This is a genomic window from Pseudomonas parafulva, from assembly GCF_002021815.1.
Classification (GTDB): domain Bacteria; phylum Pseudomonadota; class Gammaproteobacteria; order Pseudomonadales; family Pseudomonadaceae; genus Aquipseudomonas; species Aquipseudomonas parafulva_B.
The window spans coordinates 4,212,033-4,228,846 of record NZ_CP019952.1; the positions used below are offsets into that span (position 1 = coordinate 4,212,033).

At 62.5% G+C, this 16,814-nt stretch carries 14 protein-coding genes; 9 read left to right on the top strand and 5 right to left on the bottom strand.

All coding sequences use genetic code 11. The annotated features are described in order from the left end of the window. Nucleotides 1–117: 117 nt before the first annotated feature. Both B2J77_RS19005 and B2J77_RS19010 read right to left on the bottom strand, forming a co-directional pair. The gene (locus tag B2J77_RS19005; RefSeq protein ID WP_058603047.1) at nt 118–747 is read right to left on the bottom strand and encodes a response regulator transcription factor; all 630 of its coding nucleotides are present in this window, start codon (nt 745–747) and stop codon (nt 118–120) included. Continuing rightward, nucleotides 744–3,146, bottom strand: coding sequence for a PAS domain S-box protein (locus B2J77_RS19010; RefSeq protein WP_078479211.1), 2,403 nt, complete (start codon nt 3,144–3,146; stop codon nt 744–746). The genes B2J77_RS19005 and B2J77_RS19010 overlap by 4 nt, the downstream gene beginning before the upstream one ends. A gap of 95 nt (nt 3,147–3,241) precedes the next feature. On the opposite strand from B2J77_RS19010, the gene B2J77_RS19015 reads away from it, so the two are divergent. Next, a complete protein-coding gene (locus tag B2J77_RS19015) occupies nt 3,242–4,237 on the top strand; it encodes an alpha/beta hydrolase family protein (RefSeq protein ID WP_078479212.1) in 996 nt (331 codons plus the stop codon). Between the two features lie 42 nt (nt 4,238–4,279). Here B2J77_RS19015 and B2J77_RS19020 read toward each other — a convergent pair whose 3' ends face one another. From B2J77_RS19020 to B2J77_RS19030, 3 genes are read right to left on the bottom strand one after another with little or no spacing between them, the layout of a single operon-like run. Further along, a complete protein-coding gene (locus B2J77_RS19020) occupies nt 4,280–5,047 on the bottom strand; it encodes a TerB family tellurite resistance protein (RefSeq protein ID WP_078479213.1) in 768 nt (255 codons plus the stop codon). A 1-nt stretch (nt 5,048) separates the two neighbouring features. Next, the gene (gene murU / locus B2J77_RS19025; protein ID WP_078479214.1) at nt 5,049–5,720 is read right to left on the bottom strand and encodes an N-acetylmuramate alpha-1-phosphate uridylyltransferase MurU; all 672 of its coding nucleotides are present in this window, start codon (nt 5,718–5,720) and stop codon (nt 5,049–5,051) included. Next, complete coding sequence (locus B2J77_RS19030; protein ID WP_078479215.1) at nt 5,717–6,736, bottom strand: aminoglycoside phosphotransferase family protein; 1,020 nt, start codon at nt 6,734–6,736, stop codon at nt 5,717–5,719. The genes murU and B2J77_RS19030 overlap by 4 nt, the downstream gene beginning before the upstream one ends. A 130-nt stretch (nt 6,737–6,866) precedes the next feature. On the opposite strand from B2J77_RS19030, the gene B2J77_RS19035 reads away from it, so the two are divergent. The 8 genes from B2J77_RS19035 (at nt 6,867) to B2J77_RS19070 (ending at nt 16,719) form a co-directional block, all read left to right on the top strand. Then, entirely contained in the window at nt 6,867–9,674 is a 2,808-nt protein-coding gene (locus B2J77_RS19035) for an LPS-assembly protein LptD (protein WP_078479216.1), read from the top strand. Further along, entirely contained in the window at nt 9,649–10,974 is a 1,326-nt protein-coding gene (gene surA / locus B2J77_RS19040) for a peptidylprolyl isomerase SurA (protein WP_088523757.1), read from the top strand. Before B2J77_RS19035 ends, surA begins: the two co-directional genes overlap by 26 nt. Further along, nucleotides 10,971–11,960: a 4-hydroxythreonine-4-phosphate dehydrogenase PdxA gene (gene pdxA / locus B2J77_RS19045; protein ID WP_078479217.1), complete on the top strand. Its 990-nt coding sequence runs from the start codon at nt 10,971–10,973 to the stop codon at nt 11,958–11,960. The genes surA and pdxA overlap by 4 nt, the downstream gene beginning before the upstream one ends. Further along, nucleotides 11,957–12,757: a 16S rRNA (adenine(1518)-N(6)/adenine(1519)-N(6))-dimethyltransferase RsmA gene (rsmA, locus tag B2J77_RS19050; protein WP_078479218.1), complete on the top strand. Its 801-nt coding sequence runs from the start codon at nt 11,957–11,959 to the stop codon at nt 12,755–12,757. Before pdxA ends, rsmA begins: the two co-directional genes overlap by 4 nt. 166 nt (nt 12,758–12,923) lie before the next feature. Continuing rightward, nucleotides 12,924–13,304, top strand: coding sequence for a Co2+/Mg2+ efflux protein ApaG (gene apaG / locus B2J77_RS19055; RefSeq protein ID WP_058603038.1), 381 nt, complete (start codon nt 12,924–12,926; stop codon nt 13,302–13,304). Beyond that, a complete protein-coding gene (locus tag B2J77_RS19060) occupies nt 13,304–14,188 on the top strand; it encodes a symmetrical bis(5'-nucleosyl)-tetraphosphatase (RefSeq protein ID WP_058639608.1) in 885 nt (294 codons plus the stop codon). The genes apaG and B2J77_RS19060 overlap by 1 nt, the downstream gene beginning before the upstream one ends. Continuing rightward, nucleotides 14,185–14,514 carry a thiosulfate sulfurtransferase GlpE gene (gene glpE / locus B2J77_RS19065; RefSeq protein WP_058603036.1) on the top strand — a complete coding sequence of 110 codons (330 nt, stop codon included), beginning with the start codon at nt 14,185–14,187 and terminating at the stop codon, nt 14,512–14,514. Before B2J77_RS19060 ends, glpE begins: the two co-directional genes overlap by 4 nt. 282 nt (nt 14,515–14,796) lie before the next feature. Continuing rightward, nucleotides 14,797–16,719, top strand: coding sequence for a PrkA family serine protein kinase (locus B2J77_RS19070; protein ID WP_058639617.1), 1,923 nt, complete (start codon nt 14,797–14,799; stop codon nt 16,717–16,719). The last annotated feature ends 95 nt before the right edge of the window (nt 16,720–16,814 follow it).

The following is a 16,814-nucleotide window of genomic DNA, read 5'->3' on the forward strand; positions in this document are numbered from 1 at the left end:
GAGCGCAAGACCGCGCCTATGCAGGCAGCGGCGCTGCGGGCGGCGGAAGATACAGGCTGGCAGCCTTCATCTACGCACCGGATCACTGCAGCGATGGCGCGGCCGTGAATGTCGCAATCAGATCAGCTTGTGCTCCATCGCATACTTGACCAGCTCGGCCAGCGAATTCACTTTCAGCTTCTGCATCAGGCGCGCCTTGTGAGTGCTGATGGTCTTGCTCGACAACGCCAGTTGCTGGGCGATGTCATTGACGTTGGCGCCCTGGGCCAGGCGTTCGAACACCGAAAACTCCCGTTCCGACAGCAAGGTGTGCAAAGGCCTGGATTCGGTCAGGCCCACTTCGAACACCATGCGGTCTGCCAGCGCCGGATCGATGTAACGCCCACCACCGGCTACCCGGCGTATCGCCGCCAGCAATAATGCCGGGTCGCTGTCCTTGGTCGCGTATCCGGCCGCCCCGGCCTTCAGGGCGCGGGCTGCCATCTGCGCCTCGTCATGCATCGACAGCATCAGGATCGCAGGCGCATCGTGCAGGGCACGGATGCGCGGGATCGCTTCCAGTCCACTCACGCCCGGCATCGAAATATCCAGCAGCACCACGTCGCACCGGGTGTGCCGCAGGCTGTCGAGCAACTGCTCGCCGTTTGCGGCTTCCCCTACCACCTGCATGTCCTTGGCCAGCCCGATCAACTGCTTGATCCCTTCCCGGACAATGGTGTGGTCCTCGGCCACCAGCACTCGAATCACGTTCGCTCCTCCTGCTCCAGGGCAATGGCGACGCTCAAGCGCGTGCCGTCGCCGGGCTCACTGTGCAGCACCATGCTGCCGCCCATCATCAATACCCGCTCGCGCATCCCGACCAGGCCAAACGAGCTGGGGCGCGGCTGGTCTGGGCAGAAACCCTGCCCGTCGTCACTGACCGTCATGCGCAACTGCCCGGCCTCGCGCACCAGCTCGATTTCCACGCTGTGCGCCTGGGCGTGGCGCATCACATTGGTGAGTGCTTCCTGAAGGATACGGAAAAGGCCCGTTGCCCGGGCGTCGCTCAACGCCGGCAGATGATCAGGAACCTGTACCAGGCAAGGAATCTGGGTGCGCGCCTCGAAGCGCCGGGCTTGCCACTCGATGGCCGAGGCAATCCCGGCATCCAGAATGGGCGGGCGCAGCGCCGTGGCGACATCGCGTACCAGCTGAAACAACTGGCTGATCAGACGCTTCATGGTGGTCAGCCGCTCATTGAGGCCGGGGTCCAGTTCGGCAAAGGCCAGTTCGCACATGGATACTTCAAGCTTGAGTACGGTCAGCATCTGGCCCAGCTCATCGTGCACCTCGCGGGCGATTCGGGCTTTTTCCTCCTCGCGCACGCTTTCAAGGTGCGCCGAGAGTTCGCGCAGCTGCTCTTGGGAACGGGCCAGGGCCCGCTCGGCGCGTTTGCCCTGGGTGATGTCCCAGACCACCCCGTCCCAGACCAGCTGGCCGTTGCCCAGGCGCCGGGTGCTGGCCTTGATATCGGCCCAGCGCTGCTCGCCCTGACGCGTAAGGATGCGCCCCTGCCAGGCCCAGTCCTGCTCATTGGCCAGCGCCAGGTCTTGCACCCGGTGATAATCGGCGCGGTCGTCGGGATGTACCAGGTTGCGCAACCCCATCTGTGGGTGCTGGATCTCGCCAGGCGTATAGCCCACCAATGCTTCACTTCCCTCGCTGACATAAGGAAATTCAAGTCCACCCTCAGCGGGGTCTCGTTCCAGGCGAAACACCAGCCCTGGTACGTTGCCAGCGATTCCCTTCAGCCGTGCCTCGCTTTCGCGCAAGGCAGCCGTGGCGCGATGGCGCTCGGTCACATCGGCCAGGTACACCACCAGGTATTCCGCATCGCGAAACCGCAGGAAACTCAAAGACAGCTCCACCGGCAGCAGACGACCGTCAGCGCGCAGGCATCGGGTTTCGAACTGCCCCACACCGCTGTCGCCTGAACGCGCACCTTTCCACAGGTCCAGCCAGCGTTCCATGCTCAACGAGGGCTCGAAGTCCCCCAACGGCTTTTCCAGCAAGGCGCCTTCGCCATAACCCAGCATGCGCTCGGCAGCCGGGTTGGCATAGCGCACATGGCTGTCCCAGTTGACCCAGAGAATACCCACGGTGCTCTGGTCGATGGCGAACTGGCTCAGGCGCGAGGCTTCATCGCGCGCATGCCGCTCTACCAGTCGCTCACGGGTGGCCAACAGGCTGCGCTCCAGCTGGCTCTGCTGGCGGCGCTGCCATACCAGGGTGATCAACGCGCAGATCAGCAACAGCCCCAGTAACAAGGCCAGGTTTTGCCAGAACCCCGGCGACTCGCTGATCCTGGGATACCTGGGCTGCAACCAGCGCTGATGCAGCTGTTCCAGTTCTTTGGCTGGCAGTGCCTGCAAACCACGCTCCAGCACCTCGGCCAACAGTGGCCAGTCTGGCCGAGAACCCATGCGCAGCAGCTGCGGCAGGCCGATATCCCCCACCACCGCCAGTTCGCTGAACTCGCTTTCACGGGACAGACGACTGAGTTGGGCCTCGTCCATGACGGCGTAGCTGGCCTGCCCTCCGACCACCAGTTGCAGGGCCTCACGGTCGTTCGGTACGCCCTGCAGGTTCAGGTTGCCGTAGTTGGCGCGCAGGTAATTGGCCAGAACCCCGGGCATGCGCACGGCCACGCGCTGGGCGGCGTCCAGTTTTTCCAGCTCAACGCCCAGCGCCGCGTTGCGGGGGCCCACGATCAACTGCGGCACGCGCATGTAGGGGTCGCTGAATAACCATAGGCGCAAGGTGGCCGGCGTCTGGGTCAAACCTGGCGCGAAGTCGATCTCCCCTGCTTGCAAGGCCCTTTCGAGATTGGCCTGGTCTGGATAATGGCGCCACGTGAGGTCCAGATGCAGCGCTTTGGCCAAGCTGCTCACCAGCTCCACGTTAGCCCCGTACAGCTGCTGCAGGCGGCGGTCGAACTGGGCATAGGGGGCTTGCAATACCAACCCCACGCGCAAGCTGCGATGGGTCTCGAGCCATTGTTGCTGCGTCGGCTCCAGTGTGACGCCAGGCAACGTCTCAGGCCTTGCCATGACCATCAGCGGCAGCCACAGGCAGCCGATCATCAACAGGCGATGCACTCGCTTCATCTACACGTTCGTCCACACAGGGGCGGCCATCGACCGTGGCCGTAACGGGCAAATACCATTACGCTGCCGGTATCATTCTGGCTTTGGGTTGAGACATGTTCACACTCTATCGCACGACGCTGGCAATGTGCTGCCTGGTCTCGCTCCTTCCTGTGGCAGCGCGGGCTGACGACGCACCGGCTACCCCGCCCGAGACACCGCCTGCAGCAGAAGCTACGCCCTCGCGCCCTCCCCTGATCGAGCGCAGCCAGGAGGACGCCCAGGCACTCGAACGCCGCGTGCCCAAGGCCGAACAGCAGGCCCTGCAAGCCGGTGCCGACAGCTTCCTGGCGTTGTGGAAACCCGCCAACGACAGCGACCCGCAGGGCGCGGTGATCATCGTGCCAGGGGCCGGCGAAACGGCCGACTGGCCCAACGCCGTGGGGCCCCTACGCCAGAAATTCCCGGATGTGGGATGGCACAGCCTGAGCGTAAGCCTGCCTGACCTGCTGCTCGACAGCCCATTGGCGCGTGTGGAGGCCAAGCCTGCCACGGCGCCTGCTCAGGCTGATGGGCAAACGGCGCCTGCCAAGGACGAACCTGCCGACGCCAACGCCAACGTGGCGCAAGCCACCGCTGCCGAGCCCGAAGCGGCACAAGGGACCGATGCCGAAGCTGCCAGCCAGCAGGCCGACCCCGCCGATGCCGAGCGCATTTTCGCCCGCCTGGACGCCGCCGTCGCGTTCGCTCAGCAACACAATGCCCGCAGCATCGTGCTGATCGGCCATGGCAGTGGCGCCTACTGGGCAGCCCGTTACCTGAGCGAAAAGCAGCCGCCAGAGGTGCAGAAACTGGTCATGGTTGCCGCCCAGACACCGGCGCGTGTCGAGCATGACCTGGAGAGCCTGACGCCCACCCTGAAAGTGCCCACGGCCGACATCTACTACGTGACCCGCAGTGCTGATCGCAACGCTGCCATGCAGCGCCTGCAGGCCAGCAAGCGGCAGAAAGACAGTCAATACCGCCAGCTGTCCCTGATCGCCATGCCGGGCAATCAGGCCGCCGACCAGGAACAGTTGTTTCGTCGCGTGCGGGGCTGGATGCAGCCCTGATTGTGCGGGCAGGGCAGGATCTCTGCCGGCGCTCGGTCCCGGCTAGAAATCGCGGCGCTTACGGATCAGCGCGTAAGCCTGGTGCAGTTCGCGGGTTCGCTCGGTGGCTTCGCGTAGCTGCGCCTCGCTGGCGCCGGTGCCGGCCAGCTTGTCCGGGTGATGACGACTGACCAGTCGCCGATAAGCCTGTTTGACAAGCGCGCCCTCGGTGTCGGTGTCCACGCCAAGCAGGCGCATCGCGGCCGCATAGGTCATGCCGACCCCTGCCATGCCTGCCGTTCGACGAGGTTCGTACTCCTGGGACATGGCCTGCACCTGGCGCCGGCTCATGCCCAATTTGTGCCCCCAGTCCAGCAGCAGCTCCCGCTCCTTGTTGCCCATCTTGCCGTCGGCCCAGACCATGCGCCAGCTGGCGCGCAAGGTGCCTTCCGCCCCATGGGGCTGCTGGCGGATCCGGCGCAGATAGCTGCCCAACCGCTCCTTGCCACCCTTGCCCCGATTGAAGGCATCGATCGCCCGCAACCTGGCCGCTTCATCCAGGTTCAGCCGGGCCATTTCCTGCCGAGCCTGCTGGATATGCTGCTCGACCACACGCCCATCGCTCTTGGCCAGCCGCCCCAGCAGCACGAACAGCAACTCTTCGTCCCTTGGCGCCGGACGCCCGCCCAAACGCTCGCGCACATCGTCCCAGCCTTGCAGGCGCAGGTGACGGTCCATCATCTGCCCCGCCAGCGCACCGAGCAGGGCACCAGGAATGCTGGCGATGGCAAACCCTGCCCCAGCCCCGATCAACGTGCCTGGCCACCACATCTCAGCGGTGCTCGCCCAGCAGACGCTCGGCCTCGGCCAGGCGCGCGGCGGTGCCCACGTCGACCCAGTGCCCGGCAAAATGCTCACCGCTCACCTGGCCGCTGGCCATGGCCTGGCGCAGCAAGGGCGCCAACTTGAAGGCGCCAGGTTTGCAGCCTTCGAACAACGCCGGATGCAGCACCGAAATACCGCTGAAGGTCAACGTACCGGCTGCACCGTCCCCATCGACCACTTGGGTACCGACCAGGCGAAAGTCGCCTTGGCCGTGATGCTCGGGGTTGTTCACCAGCACCAGGTGGGCCTGCCCTTGCAGCGGCGCCTGCAAACGCGAGAAATCGTAATCGGTCCAGATGTCACCGTTGATCAACAGGAACGGCGCATCTCCCAGCAAAGGCAAGGCCTTGAAGATACCGCCTCCGGTCTCCAGCGGTTCGCCTTCCGGGGAATAGGCAATACGCAAGCCGTAACGGCTGCCATCGCCCAAGTGGTCCTCGATCTGCTCACCCAGCCAGGCGTGGTTGATCACGACGTCGGTGACCCCTGCCGCGGCAAGGGCCATCAGGTGGTATTCGATCAGCGGGCGCCCCGCCAGCGGTATCAGCGGCTTGGGCGTATGCAGGGTCAGCGGGCGCATACGCTCGCCTTTGCCTGCTGCCAGAATCATCGCCTTCATGCACGCGCTCCCGCTTGCAGGCCAGCAATCAGCTCGCCCAGCTCGGCAAGCTCTGGCCGCCGGCCGATCACTTCTTCTATATAGGTGAAGAAGCGCGGTACGTCGGCCAGATAACGGGGTTTGCCGTCACGGTGGCAGATGCGGGCGAAGATGCCGATCACCTTGAGATGGCGCTGTACGCCCATCAGGTCGCTGGCACGCTGGAAGGCTTCGAACGTGCCCTGCACCGGAACACCTGCGGCCTTGGCCTTATGCCAGTAATCGTGCAGCCAACCTTCGACCCTCGCTTGCGGCCAACTGAGGAACGCATCCTTGAACAGGCAGGTAATGTCGTAGGTGACCGGGCCGTAAACGGCATCCTGGAAATCCAGCACGCCGGGGTTAGGGGCGCTCTGCATCAGGTTGCGCGGCATGTAGTCGCGGTGTACCAGCACCTGCGGCTGGGCCAGGGCGCTGTCGATCAGCAACTGGCTGGACCGCTGCCACGCTGCCGCCTGGGCCTCGTCGAACGCCAGGCCAAGCGCATGCTTCACGTACCACTGGGGGAACAGTTCCACCTCCCGGCGCAGCAGTGCCTCGTCATAGCGGGGCAACGGTGCGTCCATGGGCAGCGCCTGCAGGGCCAGCAAGGCATCAATGGCATCGGCGAACAGAGCATCGGCGTTGTCGGTGTCGATGACGTCCAGGTAGGTGTGGCGGCCCAGATCGCCCAGTAACAGGAAACCGCGTTCAAGGTCCTGGGCATGAATCACGGGCACATGCACACCGCCACTGGCCAGCAGGTGATCGATGGCGACGAACGGTCGGCAATCTTCCTGTGGCGGCGGTGCATCCATGATCACGAAACTGTGCCCTGCGCCCTCCCAGCGAAAATAGCGGCGAAAGCTCGCGTCGCTGCTGGCAGGCGTCAGGCTGCCGGCCGGCACCGGGCCCCAGGCCTGGCGCAGGAAAAGGTCTTGGAGTTGCTGGTCGAGCCACGCGGACAGTTGCTGCAGGCGTACATCGTGTTCAGGCATTACAAGGGTCTCCGACGGCCCTAGCCGTCAAGCGGGTCATGCTTTATTATCCAGCATCTTTTTCAGACCATCGAGAGGCGTGCGGCCCCACACGCGGGCAGATGGCACGCAGGAAGCCCGGACTAATAAGATGGCATTGAAATCCCCCGCGTTTCGTAGAAAGTTTCCGTTGCTCGTCACCGGCAGTCTGCTGGCCCTGCAACCTCTGGCCATGTCGCACGTCTTGGCAGCCGAACAATTCGACTGCCAAGTGTCCGCCTCCGGTGGTTGGGACTGCAAGCCCAAAACCGCCGTCACCAACCTGCCACCGCGCCCGGTGCACGAGGGTGCCGCCGCTGCTGGCGGTACCGGCACCGAAGCGGCCGGCGAAGCCGAGGCCGACCGGCCGGTGCTGGTCACCGAGGCCAAGGGCCGTGGGCTGAAGTCGCGCAGCGAGGACTACAGCCACCTGGACTGGGTCCCGCGTGACAAGCTGACCGCCGCGCAACTGGCCGAAACCGGCCCGTACTGCGGCGGTGCCTATGTCGAGCCGCTACGCCCCGGCATGGCTGACACCACGCCCAAGGACGAGTCGCCGACCTACATCAATGCCAAGGTATCCAAGTACCAGCAGGAGCAGCAGATTGCGACCCTGGCCGGTGACGTGGTCATGCGCCAGGGCAGCATGCAGGCCCAGGCCGACGAGGCCAACCTGTACCAGGCCGAGAACCGTGGCGAGCTCAAGGGCAACGTCAAGATCCGCGACAACGGCTCGCTGGTCGTCGGTGACCAGGCGCAGATCCAGCTCGACACCGGCGAAGCCCAGGTCGACAACGCCGAATACGTGATGCACAAGTCGCACATTCGCGGCAGTGCCCTGTACGCCAAGCGCGGTGAGAACGCCATCATCCGCCTCAAGGACGGTACGTACACCACCTGCGAACCGGGCAGCAACGCCTGGCAGCTCAAGGGCAACAACATCACCCTCAACCCGGCCACCGGGTTCGGCACCGCCACAAACGTCACGCTGCGGGTCAAGGATTTCCCGGTGTTCTACACACCGTACATCTACTTCCCGATCGACGACCGCCGCCAGTCCGGCTTCCTGCCGCCGTCGTTCAGCACCAGCAGCGACACCGGCTTCATGCTGGTGACCCCGTACTACTTCAACCTGGCGCCCAACTACGACGCCACCTTGTACCCGCGCTACATGACCAAGCGTGGCCTGTTGATGGAAGGCGAGTTCCGCTACCTGACGCCTTCGAGCGAAGGCCAGTTCGGCGGCGCCTACCTCAACGACAAGAGCGACGAGCGCAAGGACCAGACCGACTACAAAGACCAGCGCTACATGGTCAACTGGCAGCACAAGGGTGGCCTGAACGAGCGCCTGATGACCGAGGTGAACTACACCGACATCAGCGACCCGTTCTACTTCCAGGACCTGGAGTCGGACCAGATTGGCGTCGAGAACAAGGACTTCCTCGACCAGCAGGGTGCCCTGACCTACCGCGGCGACAGCTACACCGCGCGGTTGAACGTGCATGCCTACGAGGCGGCGACCATCTCGCAGATCACGCCTTACGACCGTCTGCCGCAGATCACCCTCAACGGTGTGCTGCCGTACCAACCGGGCGGCTTGACCATGGGCTACGAAACCGAAGCGGTACGTTTCGATCGTGACCTTAAGAGCGACTTCGTCCGCGACAAGGATGGCAACCCAGATCTGTCTGCAGGGTTCCCTGGCCGCCGTCTGGATCAGAATATCTTTGGCGTAGCGCGCGCCAACGGCACGCGCTTGAACGTGGCACCGTCCATCAGCCTGCCGATGACGGCCAGCTACGGTTACCTCACCCCCAAGCTCAAGTATGCATACACCAAGTACGACTTGGATCTAGACAGCGAAGGCAAACGCAACCTTATCGAAGACCCGAGCCGCATTGCGCTCGAAGGTGACTTCAAGAGCAGCCAAAGCCGCGACGTCCCGATCTTCAGCGTAGACAGCGGCCTGTATTTCGATCGCAACACTTCACTGTTCGGTACGAACTACAAGCAAACACTCGAGCCGCGCCTGTTCTACCTCTATGTCCCCTACAAGGATCAGAAAGACATTCCGCTGTTCGATACCAGCGAAACCCTGTTCAGCTACGACTCGCTGTTCCGCGACAACCGTTTCAGCGGTTCGGACCGCATTGGCGACGAGAACAAGCTCTCGCTGGGTGTCACCACTCGCTGGATCGAAGACGACGGCTTCGAGCGTCAGAATTTCAGCATCGGCCAAGCGTACTACTTCAAGGACCGCAAGGTTCAGCTGCCGGGTATCGATTACAAGAACCGCAGCTATGCCCAGTCCGACACTTCGCCTTACGCGTTGGTGTACAACTACTACTTCAACCGCGATTGGCGCTTCAATTCGGATTTCAACTGGGACCAGGACAGCCACAGCACTCGCTCGGCCAGCGCCATGTTCCACTACCAGCCTGAGGCCAATCCGAACAAGATCGTCAACCTGGGCTATCGCTACCGGAACGACACGGTCGCCTTCGATTCCAGCACGGGTCGCTGGAAAGTGGACGGTGGCGACTACGGCACCCCAGGTAGCCCGAACTACATCAAGGACTACTACAAGATCCAGCAGCACGACTTCTCGGTCATCTGGCCGATCGTCCCGCAGTGGAGCGTCATCGCTCGCTGGCAGCATGACTACAACCGCAACCGCACCCTGGAAGCCATGGGCGGTTTCGAATACGACAACTGCTGCTGGAAGCTGCGCTTGATCAACCGTTACTGGCTCGACTTCGACGACTACAGCCAGGCACTGCCGCAGAACGAAAAAGGCGACCATGGCGTATTCCTGCAGGTCGTTCTCAAGGGCCTCGGCGGCGTCGTTGGCAACAAGGTCGAATCCTTCCTCGGCCAAGGCATTCAAGGTTACCGTGAACGTGAAGAACAAGCTTATTGATCGACTGCGCCCAGTGCTGCTGGGCGTCGCTTTGCTGAGTGGCGCGGTGCATGCCGCGGTGCAACCGCTTGACCGGGTGGTGGCCATCGTCGACAACGACGTGGTCATGCAAAGCCAATTGGACCAGCGCGTGCGTGAAGTTCAGCAGACCATCGCCAAGCGCGGCGGCAGCGTGCCGCCAAGCGGCGCCCTGCAGCAGCAGGTGCTGGAACGCCTGATCGTCGAAAACCTGCAGTTGCAGATCGGCGAGCGCTCGGGCATCCGCATCACTGATGAGGAGCTGAACCAGGCGATCGGCACCATTGCCCAGCGCAACGGCATGTCCATCGACCAGTTCCGCGCGGCGCTGGCCCATGACGGCCTGTCGTTCGACGATGCTCGCGAGCAGGTCAAGCGCGAGATGATCATCAGCCGCGTGCGCCAACGCCGGGTGGCAGAGCGCATCCAGGTGTCGGAGCAGGAAGTTAAGAACTTCCTGAATTCGGACATGGGCAAGATGCAGATGTCCGAAGAATACCGTCTGGCCAACATCCTGATCCCAACGCCGGAAGCGGCCAACTCCAGCGACATCCAGAAGGCTGCGCGCAAAGTGGGCGATGTCTACCAGCAGCTCAAGCAAGGCGCGGACTTCGGTCAGATGGCAATCGCCAACTCGGCCAGCGAGAACGCGCTCGAGGGCGGCGAGATGGGCTGGCGCAAAGCCGGTCAACTGCCCCCAGACTTTGCCAAGATGCTGAGCAGCATGCCGGTGGGTGAGATCACCCAGCCCATTCGCATCCCCAACGGCTTCATCATCCTCAAACTCGAGGAGAAGCGTGGTGGCAGCGAGAACGTGCTGCGCGACGAGGTGCACGTACGCCACATCCTGATCAAGCCAAGTGAAGTGCGCAGCGAAGCCGCCACCCAGCAACTGGCTGAAAAGATCTACGAGCGCATCGAAAATGGTGAAGACTTTGCCACCCTGGCCAAGAGCTTCTCGGAAGATCCGGGCTCGGCGCTCAACGGCGGCGACCTCAACTGGGTAGACCCGAACACCCTGGTGCCGGAGTTCCGCGAGCAGATGGCCAACGCACAGCAAGGCGTGGTGACCAAGCCGTTCAAGACCCAATATGGCTGGCATGTGATGGAAGTGCTGGGCCGCCGCGCCACTGACAGCACCGAACAGGCCCGTGAACAGCAAGCCCTGAGCGTGCTGCGCAACCGCAAGTACGACGAAGAGCTGCAAACCTGGCTGCGCCAGATTCGCGACGAAGCCTACGTTGAAATCAAGCTGCCTGGCGCTGACCAGGCCGCTCAGTGAAGCCCCTGCGCTTCGCCGTCACACCCGGCGAGCCAGCGGGGATAGGTCCTGACCTATGCCTGCTGCTCGCTGCCGACGCTCAGCCCCACCCCCTGATTGCCATCTCCAACCGTGACCTGCTCGCCGAGCGGGCCACCCAGCTGGGGCTGGACATCACCTTGCTGCCTGTCATGCCAGGTCAATGGCCGAGTCAACCGGCACCCGCTGGCAGCCTGTATGTGTGGGACACGCCGCTGTGTGCCCCAGTGGTCGCCGGTCAGCTGGACAAGGCCAATGCGCCGTTCGTGCTGCAGACCTTGACCCGTGCCGGACAAGGCTGCCTGGACGGCGATTTCGACGGCATGATCACAGCGCCCGTGCACAAGGGCGTTATCAACGAAAGCGGTATCTCTTTTTCGGGGCATACCGAGTTTCTCGCTGAACTGACCCACACCGCCCAAGTGGTGATGATGCTGGCCACGGATGGCCTGCGCGTCGCCCTGGTCACTACCCACCTGCCCCTGCGTGACATCGCCGAGGCCATTACTGCCGAGCGCATCGAGCGCGTGACACGCATTCTGCACACCGACATGCGCGACAAATTCGGCATCGCCAACCCTCGCATCCTGGTATGCGGCCTGAACCCCCATGCGGGAGAAGGTGGCCACCTGGGCCGCGAGGAAATCGACATCATCGAGCCTACCCTGACCCGCCTGCGTGCCGAAGGCATGGACCTGCGCGGGCCACTGCCGGCCGATACCCTGTTTACCCCCAAATATCTGGAGCACTGCGACGCGGTGCTGGCGATGTACCACGACCAAGGGCTTCCCGTACTCAAGTACAAGGGCTTCGGCGCTGCGGTCAATGTCACGCTGGGCCTGCCGATCATCCGTACCTCGGTCGATCATGGCACGGCCCTGGACCTGGCCGGCACCGGCAAAGTCGATACCGGCAGCCTGCGCGTTGCCTTGGACACCGCCTACCAGATGGCCGAGAACCGACCATGAACGAGCAATACCAACACCGGGCGCGCAAGCGTTTCGGGCAGAACTTCCTGCACGATGCAGGCATCATCGACCGCATCCTGCGTGCCATTAATGCCAAGCCAGGCGAACACTTGCTTGAAATCGGCCCGGGCCAGGGCGCATTGACCGAAGGCTTGCTGAGCAGCGGCGCGCAACTGGATGTGGTGGAGCTGGACAAGGACCTGGTGCCGATCCTGCAACACAAGTTTGCAGGCAATGGCAATTTCCGCCTGCACCAAGGTGACGCCCTGAAGTTCGACTTCAACCAGCTCGGCGTACCGGCACGTAGCCTCAAGGTGGTGGGCAACCTGCCCTACAACATCTCTACACCTTTGATCTTCCACCTGCTCAGCCACGCCGGCCTCATCCGGGACATGCACTTCATGCTGCAGAAGGAAGTGGTCGAGCGTATGGCCGCAGGGCCTGGGGGCGGTGATTGGGGTCGGCTGTCGATCATGGTCCAGTATCACTGCCGCGTCGAACACTTGTTCAACGTAGGCCCCGGCGCCTTCAACCCGCCGCCGAAAGTGGACTCAGCCATCGTCCGGCTGGTGCCGCACGACGTGCTGCCCCACCCGGCTAAGGATCCGCAGTTGCTTGAGCGGGTGGTTCGCGATGCGTTCAACCAGCGTCGCAAGACGTTGCGTAATACCCTCAAAGGCTTGCTCGACAGCGCCGCCATCGAGGCCGCTGGCGTGGATGGTAGCCTGCGCCCCGAGCAGCTGGATCTGGCGGCTTTCGTGCGCCTGGCCGACCAGTTGGCTGATCAACCGGCCTGACCGACCCCCAGCCCCTGCCCCGCTGACCGCAGTCAGCACTTGCAAGCTGATCGCCGCCCCGATGCTTGGGGCTTGCTTGCCGGGCCAGCCTGCCATCGCGCCGCTGGCCCTCGCCCCTCCCTATGGCCTAGACTGCATCATTGCGTCAGTTCCCCAAGGCCCTTGCATGACCGACCCTCGCTATCAGATCGACGTCAGCGTCGTGACCCGTTACCTCAAAGAGCAATCCGACCCTGAAAGCAGCCGTTTCGCTTTCGCCTACACCATCACGATCCATAACAATGGCTCGCTCAAGGCCAGGCTGCTGTCCCGGCACTGGCTGATCACCAACGGTGATGGCGAGGTCGAAGAGGTGCAAGGCTCTGGCGTGGTCGGTCAACAACCTACGATTGAGCCAGGCCAGAGCCATACCTACAGCAGCGGCGCCGTCATCACCACCCGCGTTGGAACCATGCAGGGCAGCTACGAAATGTTTGCCGAGGACGGCAAGCGCTTCGACGCACAGATCGCGCCGTTCCGCCTGGCAGTACCTGGGGCGCTGCACTGATGGCCACGTACGCCGTCGGTGACTTGCAAGGATGCCTGCAGCCGCTCAAATGCCTGCTTGAACGTGTGCGCTTCAACCCGGCTGTGGACAAGTTGTGGCTGGTCGGCGACCTGGTGAACCGTGGCCCCGAGTCGCTCGAGACGCTGCGCTATTTGTATTCGATTCGCCAGTCGCTCACCTGCGTGCTGGGCAACCATGACCTGCACCTGCTTGCGGCCTGGCGCAACGTCGAACGTCTCAAGAAGAGCGACACGTTGCGCGAAATCATCGAGGCCCCTGACGCCGACCAGCTGCTCGACTGGCTGCGCCAGCAAAAGCTGCTGCATTACGATGAACCGCGCGGCATCGCCTTGGTACACGCGGGCATTCCCCCGCAATGGACACTGGGCAAAGCCCTGGAGCTGGCTGCCGAAGTCGAAGAAGTACTGCGCGATGACAGCCGTCTGCCGCTGTATCTGGACGGTATGTACGGCAACGAGCCCGCCAAGTGGAGCAAGCGTCTGGCGGGTGTCGAACGCCTCAGGGTCATTACCAATTACCTGACGCGCATGCGCTTCTGCACCGCAGAAGGCAAACTTGAATTCAAGAGCAAAGAAGGGCTGGACAGCGCCCCCAAAGGGTACAAGCCCTGGTTCGCCCACAAAGGTCGGCGTTCGCGTCACGTGAAGATCATCTTCGGGCACTGGGCCGCCTTGCAGGGCCAGGTCGAGGAACCCGGAGTCATTGCGCTGGACACAGGCTGCGTATGGGGTGGGTCCATGACCCTGTACAACGTCGATGACGGCCAGTACCACCATTGCGATTGTGCCGATGACGGCACCCTGCGCCCTGCGGCGCCAATTCCAACCTTCAACGATCAACCCGGAACAGAGCCAACTCCATGAGCGAATTCAAGCGCATCCCTCCCGAACAGGCCCTGGCCCTGCGTGCGCAAGGTGCCGTCGTGGTCGACATTCGTGACCCGCAGGCCTACGCAGCAGGTCACATCACTGGTGCCCGCCACCTGGACAACCACTCGGTCGCCGACTTCATTCGCAATGCCGACCTGGACGCACCGACGCTGGTCGTCTGCTACCACGGCAATTCGAGCCAAAGCGCAGCTGCCTACCTGGTAGGACAAGGCTTTTCCGACGTGTACAGTGTCGATGGTGGCTTCGAGCTATGGCGCTCGACCTATCCTGCCGAAACCGCCCAAGGCATTGAAGAATAAATTTTTCATTGTCACTGCAGCCCGCGCCATGCGCGGGCTGGAGACCGTTCTGACGAACGGTCGCTAGCAACTTCCGTCACCCGTGCCCTTGACCTTGCCGATTATTAACTATCCTTAAGCGCAGGCCATCCGGAAAAAGGGGAGAGCCGGTACACCGGCGTGCGGGTCATCGGTAGCGCTATAGGGTGTTTGGGGGGTATATGGCAACCGGCAATGCCGCTTGCATACCAGCATCAGCTGACTGATCCGGCGTCGTCTCAACGTATCGAGCGAGGTGACGTCATGAGTATTTTTAGCCACTTCCAACAACGCTTCGAGTCCACGCGCCAAGAAGAACTCTCGCTGCAGGAGTACCTGGAACTGTGCAAGGAGGATCGTAGCGCCTACGCATCGGCATCCGAGCGCCTGTTGATGGCCATCGGTGAGCCAGAGCTGATCGACACCTCTACCAACTCTAGGCTGTCGCGCATCTTTTCCAACAAGATGATCCGGCGCTATCCGGCCTTTGCCGACTTCCATGGCATGGAAGAGTGCATCGACCAGATCGTGTCGTACTTCCGCCATGCCGCCCAAGGCCTGGAAGAGAAGAAGCAGATTCTTTACCTGCTTGGCCCGGTGGGTGGCGGTAAATCCTCCCTGGCCGAAAAGCTCAAGCAACTCATGGAGCGGGTGCCCTTCTACGCCATCAAGGGGTCGCCGGTCTTCGAGTCGCCGCTGGGGTTGTTCAACGCCACCGAAGACGGGGCCATTCTCGAGGAAGAGTACGGCATCCCGCGGCGCTACCTGAACACCATCATGTCGCCGTGGGCCACCAAGCGCTTGCAGGAATTCGGCGGCGATATCAGCAAGTTCAAGGTGGTCAAGCTCTACCCCTCCATCCTCAACCAGATTGCCATCGCCAAGACCGAGCCTGGCGACGAGAACAACCAGGACATCTCTGCACTCGTGGGCAAGGTGGATATCCGCAAGCTTGAAGAATTCCCGCAGAACGACGCCGACGCCTACAGTTATTCAGGCGCGCTTTGCCGAGCCAACCAGGGCTTGATGGAATTCGTCGAGATGTTCAAGGCGCCCATCAAGGTGCTTCACCCCCTGCTGACGGCCACCCAGGAAGGCAACTACAACAGCACCGAAGGCCTGGGCGCTATTCCCTACTCCGGGATCCTGCTGGCGCACTCCAACGAGTCCGAATGGCACACCTTCCGCAACAACAAGAACAACGAAGCTTTCATTGACCGTATCTACATCGTGAAGGTGCCTTACTGCCTGCGGGTCAGCGACGAGATCCGCATCTACGACAAGCTGCTGATCAACAGCTCGCTGTCCAAGGCCCATTGCGCCCCGGACACGCTGAAAATGCTGGCCCAGTTCACCGTCCTCTCGCGCCTCAAGGAGCCTGACAACTCCAACATCTATTCGAAGATGCGGGTGTACGACGGCGAAAACCTCAAAGACACCGACCCCAAGGCCAAGTCCATCCAGGAATACCGCGACTCGGCAGGCGTCGATGAAGGTATGAACGGCCTGTCGACCCGCTTCGCCTTCAAGATCCTGTCCAAGGTGTTCAACTTCGACCCTCACGAAGTGGCGGCCAACCCGGTGCACCTGCTGTATGTGCTCGAGCAGCAGATCGAACAGGAACAATTCCCGGCCGAGGTGCGCGAACGCTACCTGCGCTACCTGAAGGAATACCTGGCCCCCCGGTACATCGAGTTCATCGGCAAAGAAATCCAGACAGCTTACTTGGAGTCCTACAGCGAGTACGGCCAGAACATCTTCGACCGTTATGTGCTGTACGCCGACTTCTGGATCCAGGATCAGGAGTACCGCGATCCGGAAACCGGCGAGATTCTCAACCGCATCGCCCTGAACGAAGAGCTGGAGAAGATCGAGAAACCGGCGGGTATCAGCAACCCCAAAGACTTCCGCAACGAGATCGTCAACTTCGTGCTGCGCGCCCGGGCCAACAACAACGGCAAGAACCCAAGCTGGCTCAGCTACGAGAAGCTGCGGGTGGTGATCGAGAAGAAAATGTTCTCCAACACCGAAGACTTGCTGCCTGTCATCAGCTTCAACGCCAAGGCCAGCAAGGAGGATCAACAGAAACACAACGACTTCGTCACGCGCATGGTGGAGCGTGGCTACACCGACAAGCAGGTACGTCTGCTGTCGGAATGGTACCTGCGGGTCAGGAAATCGCAATAAAGCGGCAAGCGACAAGCCGCAGGCTTCACGCTGGCCGGCGCCGTGCACCCCTCGGCGCCAGTGCCCGCAGCTGCGGCGGCTGCTCTTTCTTGCAG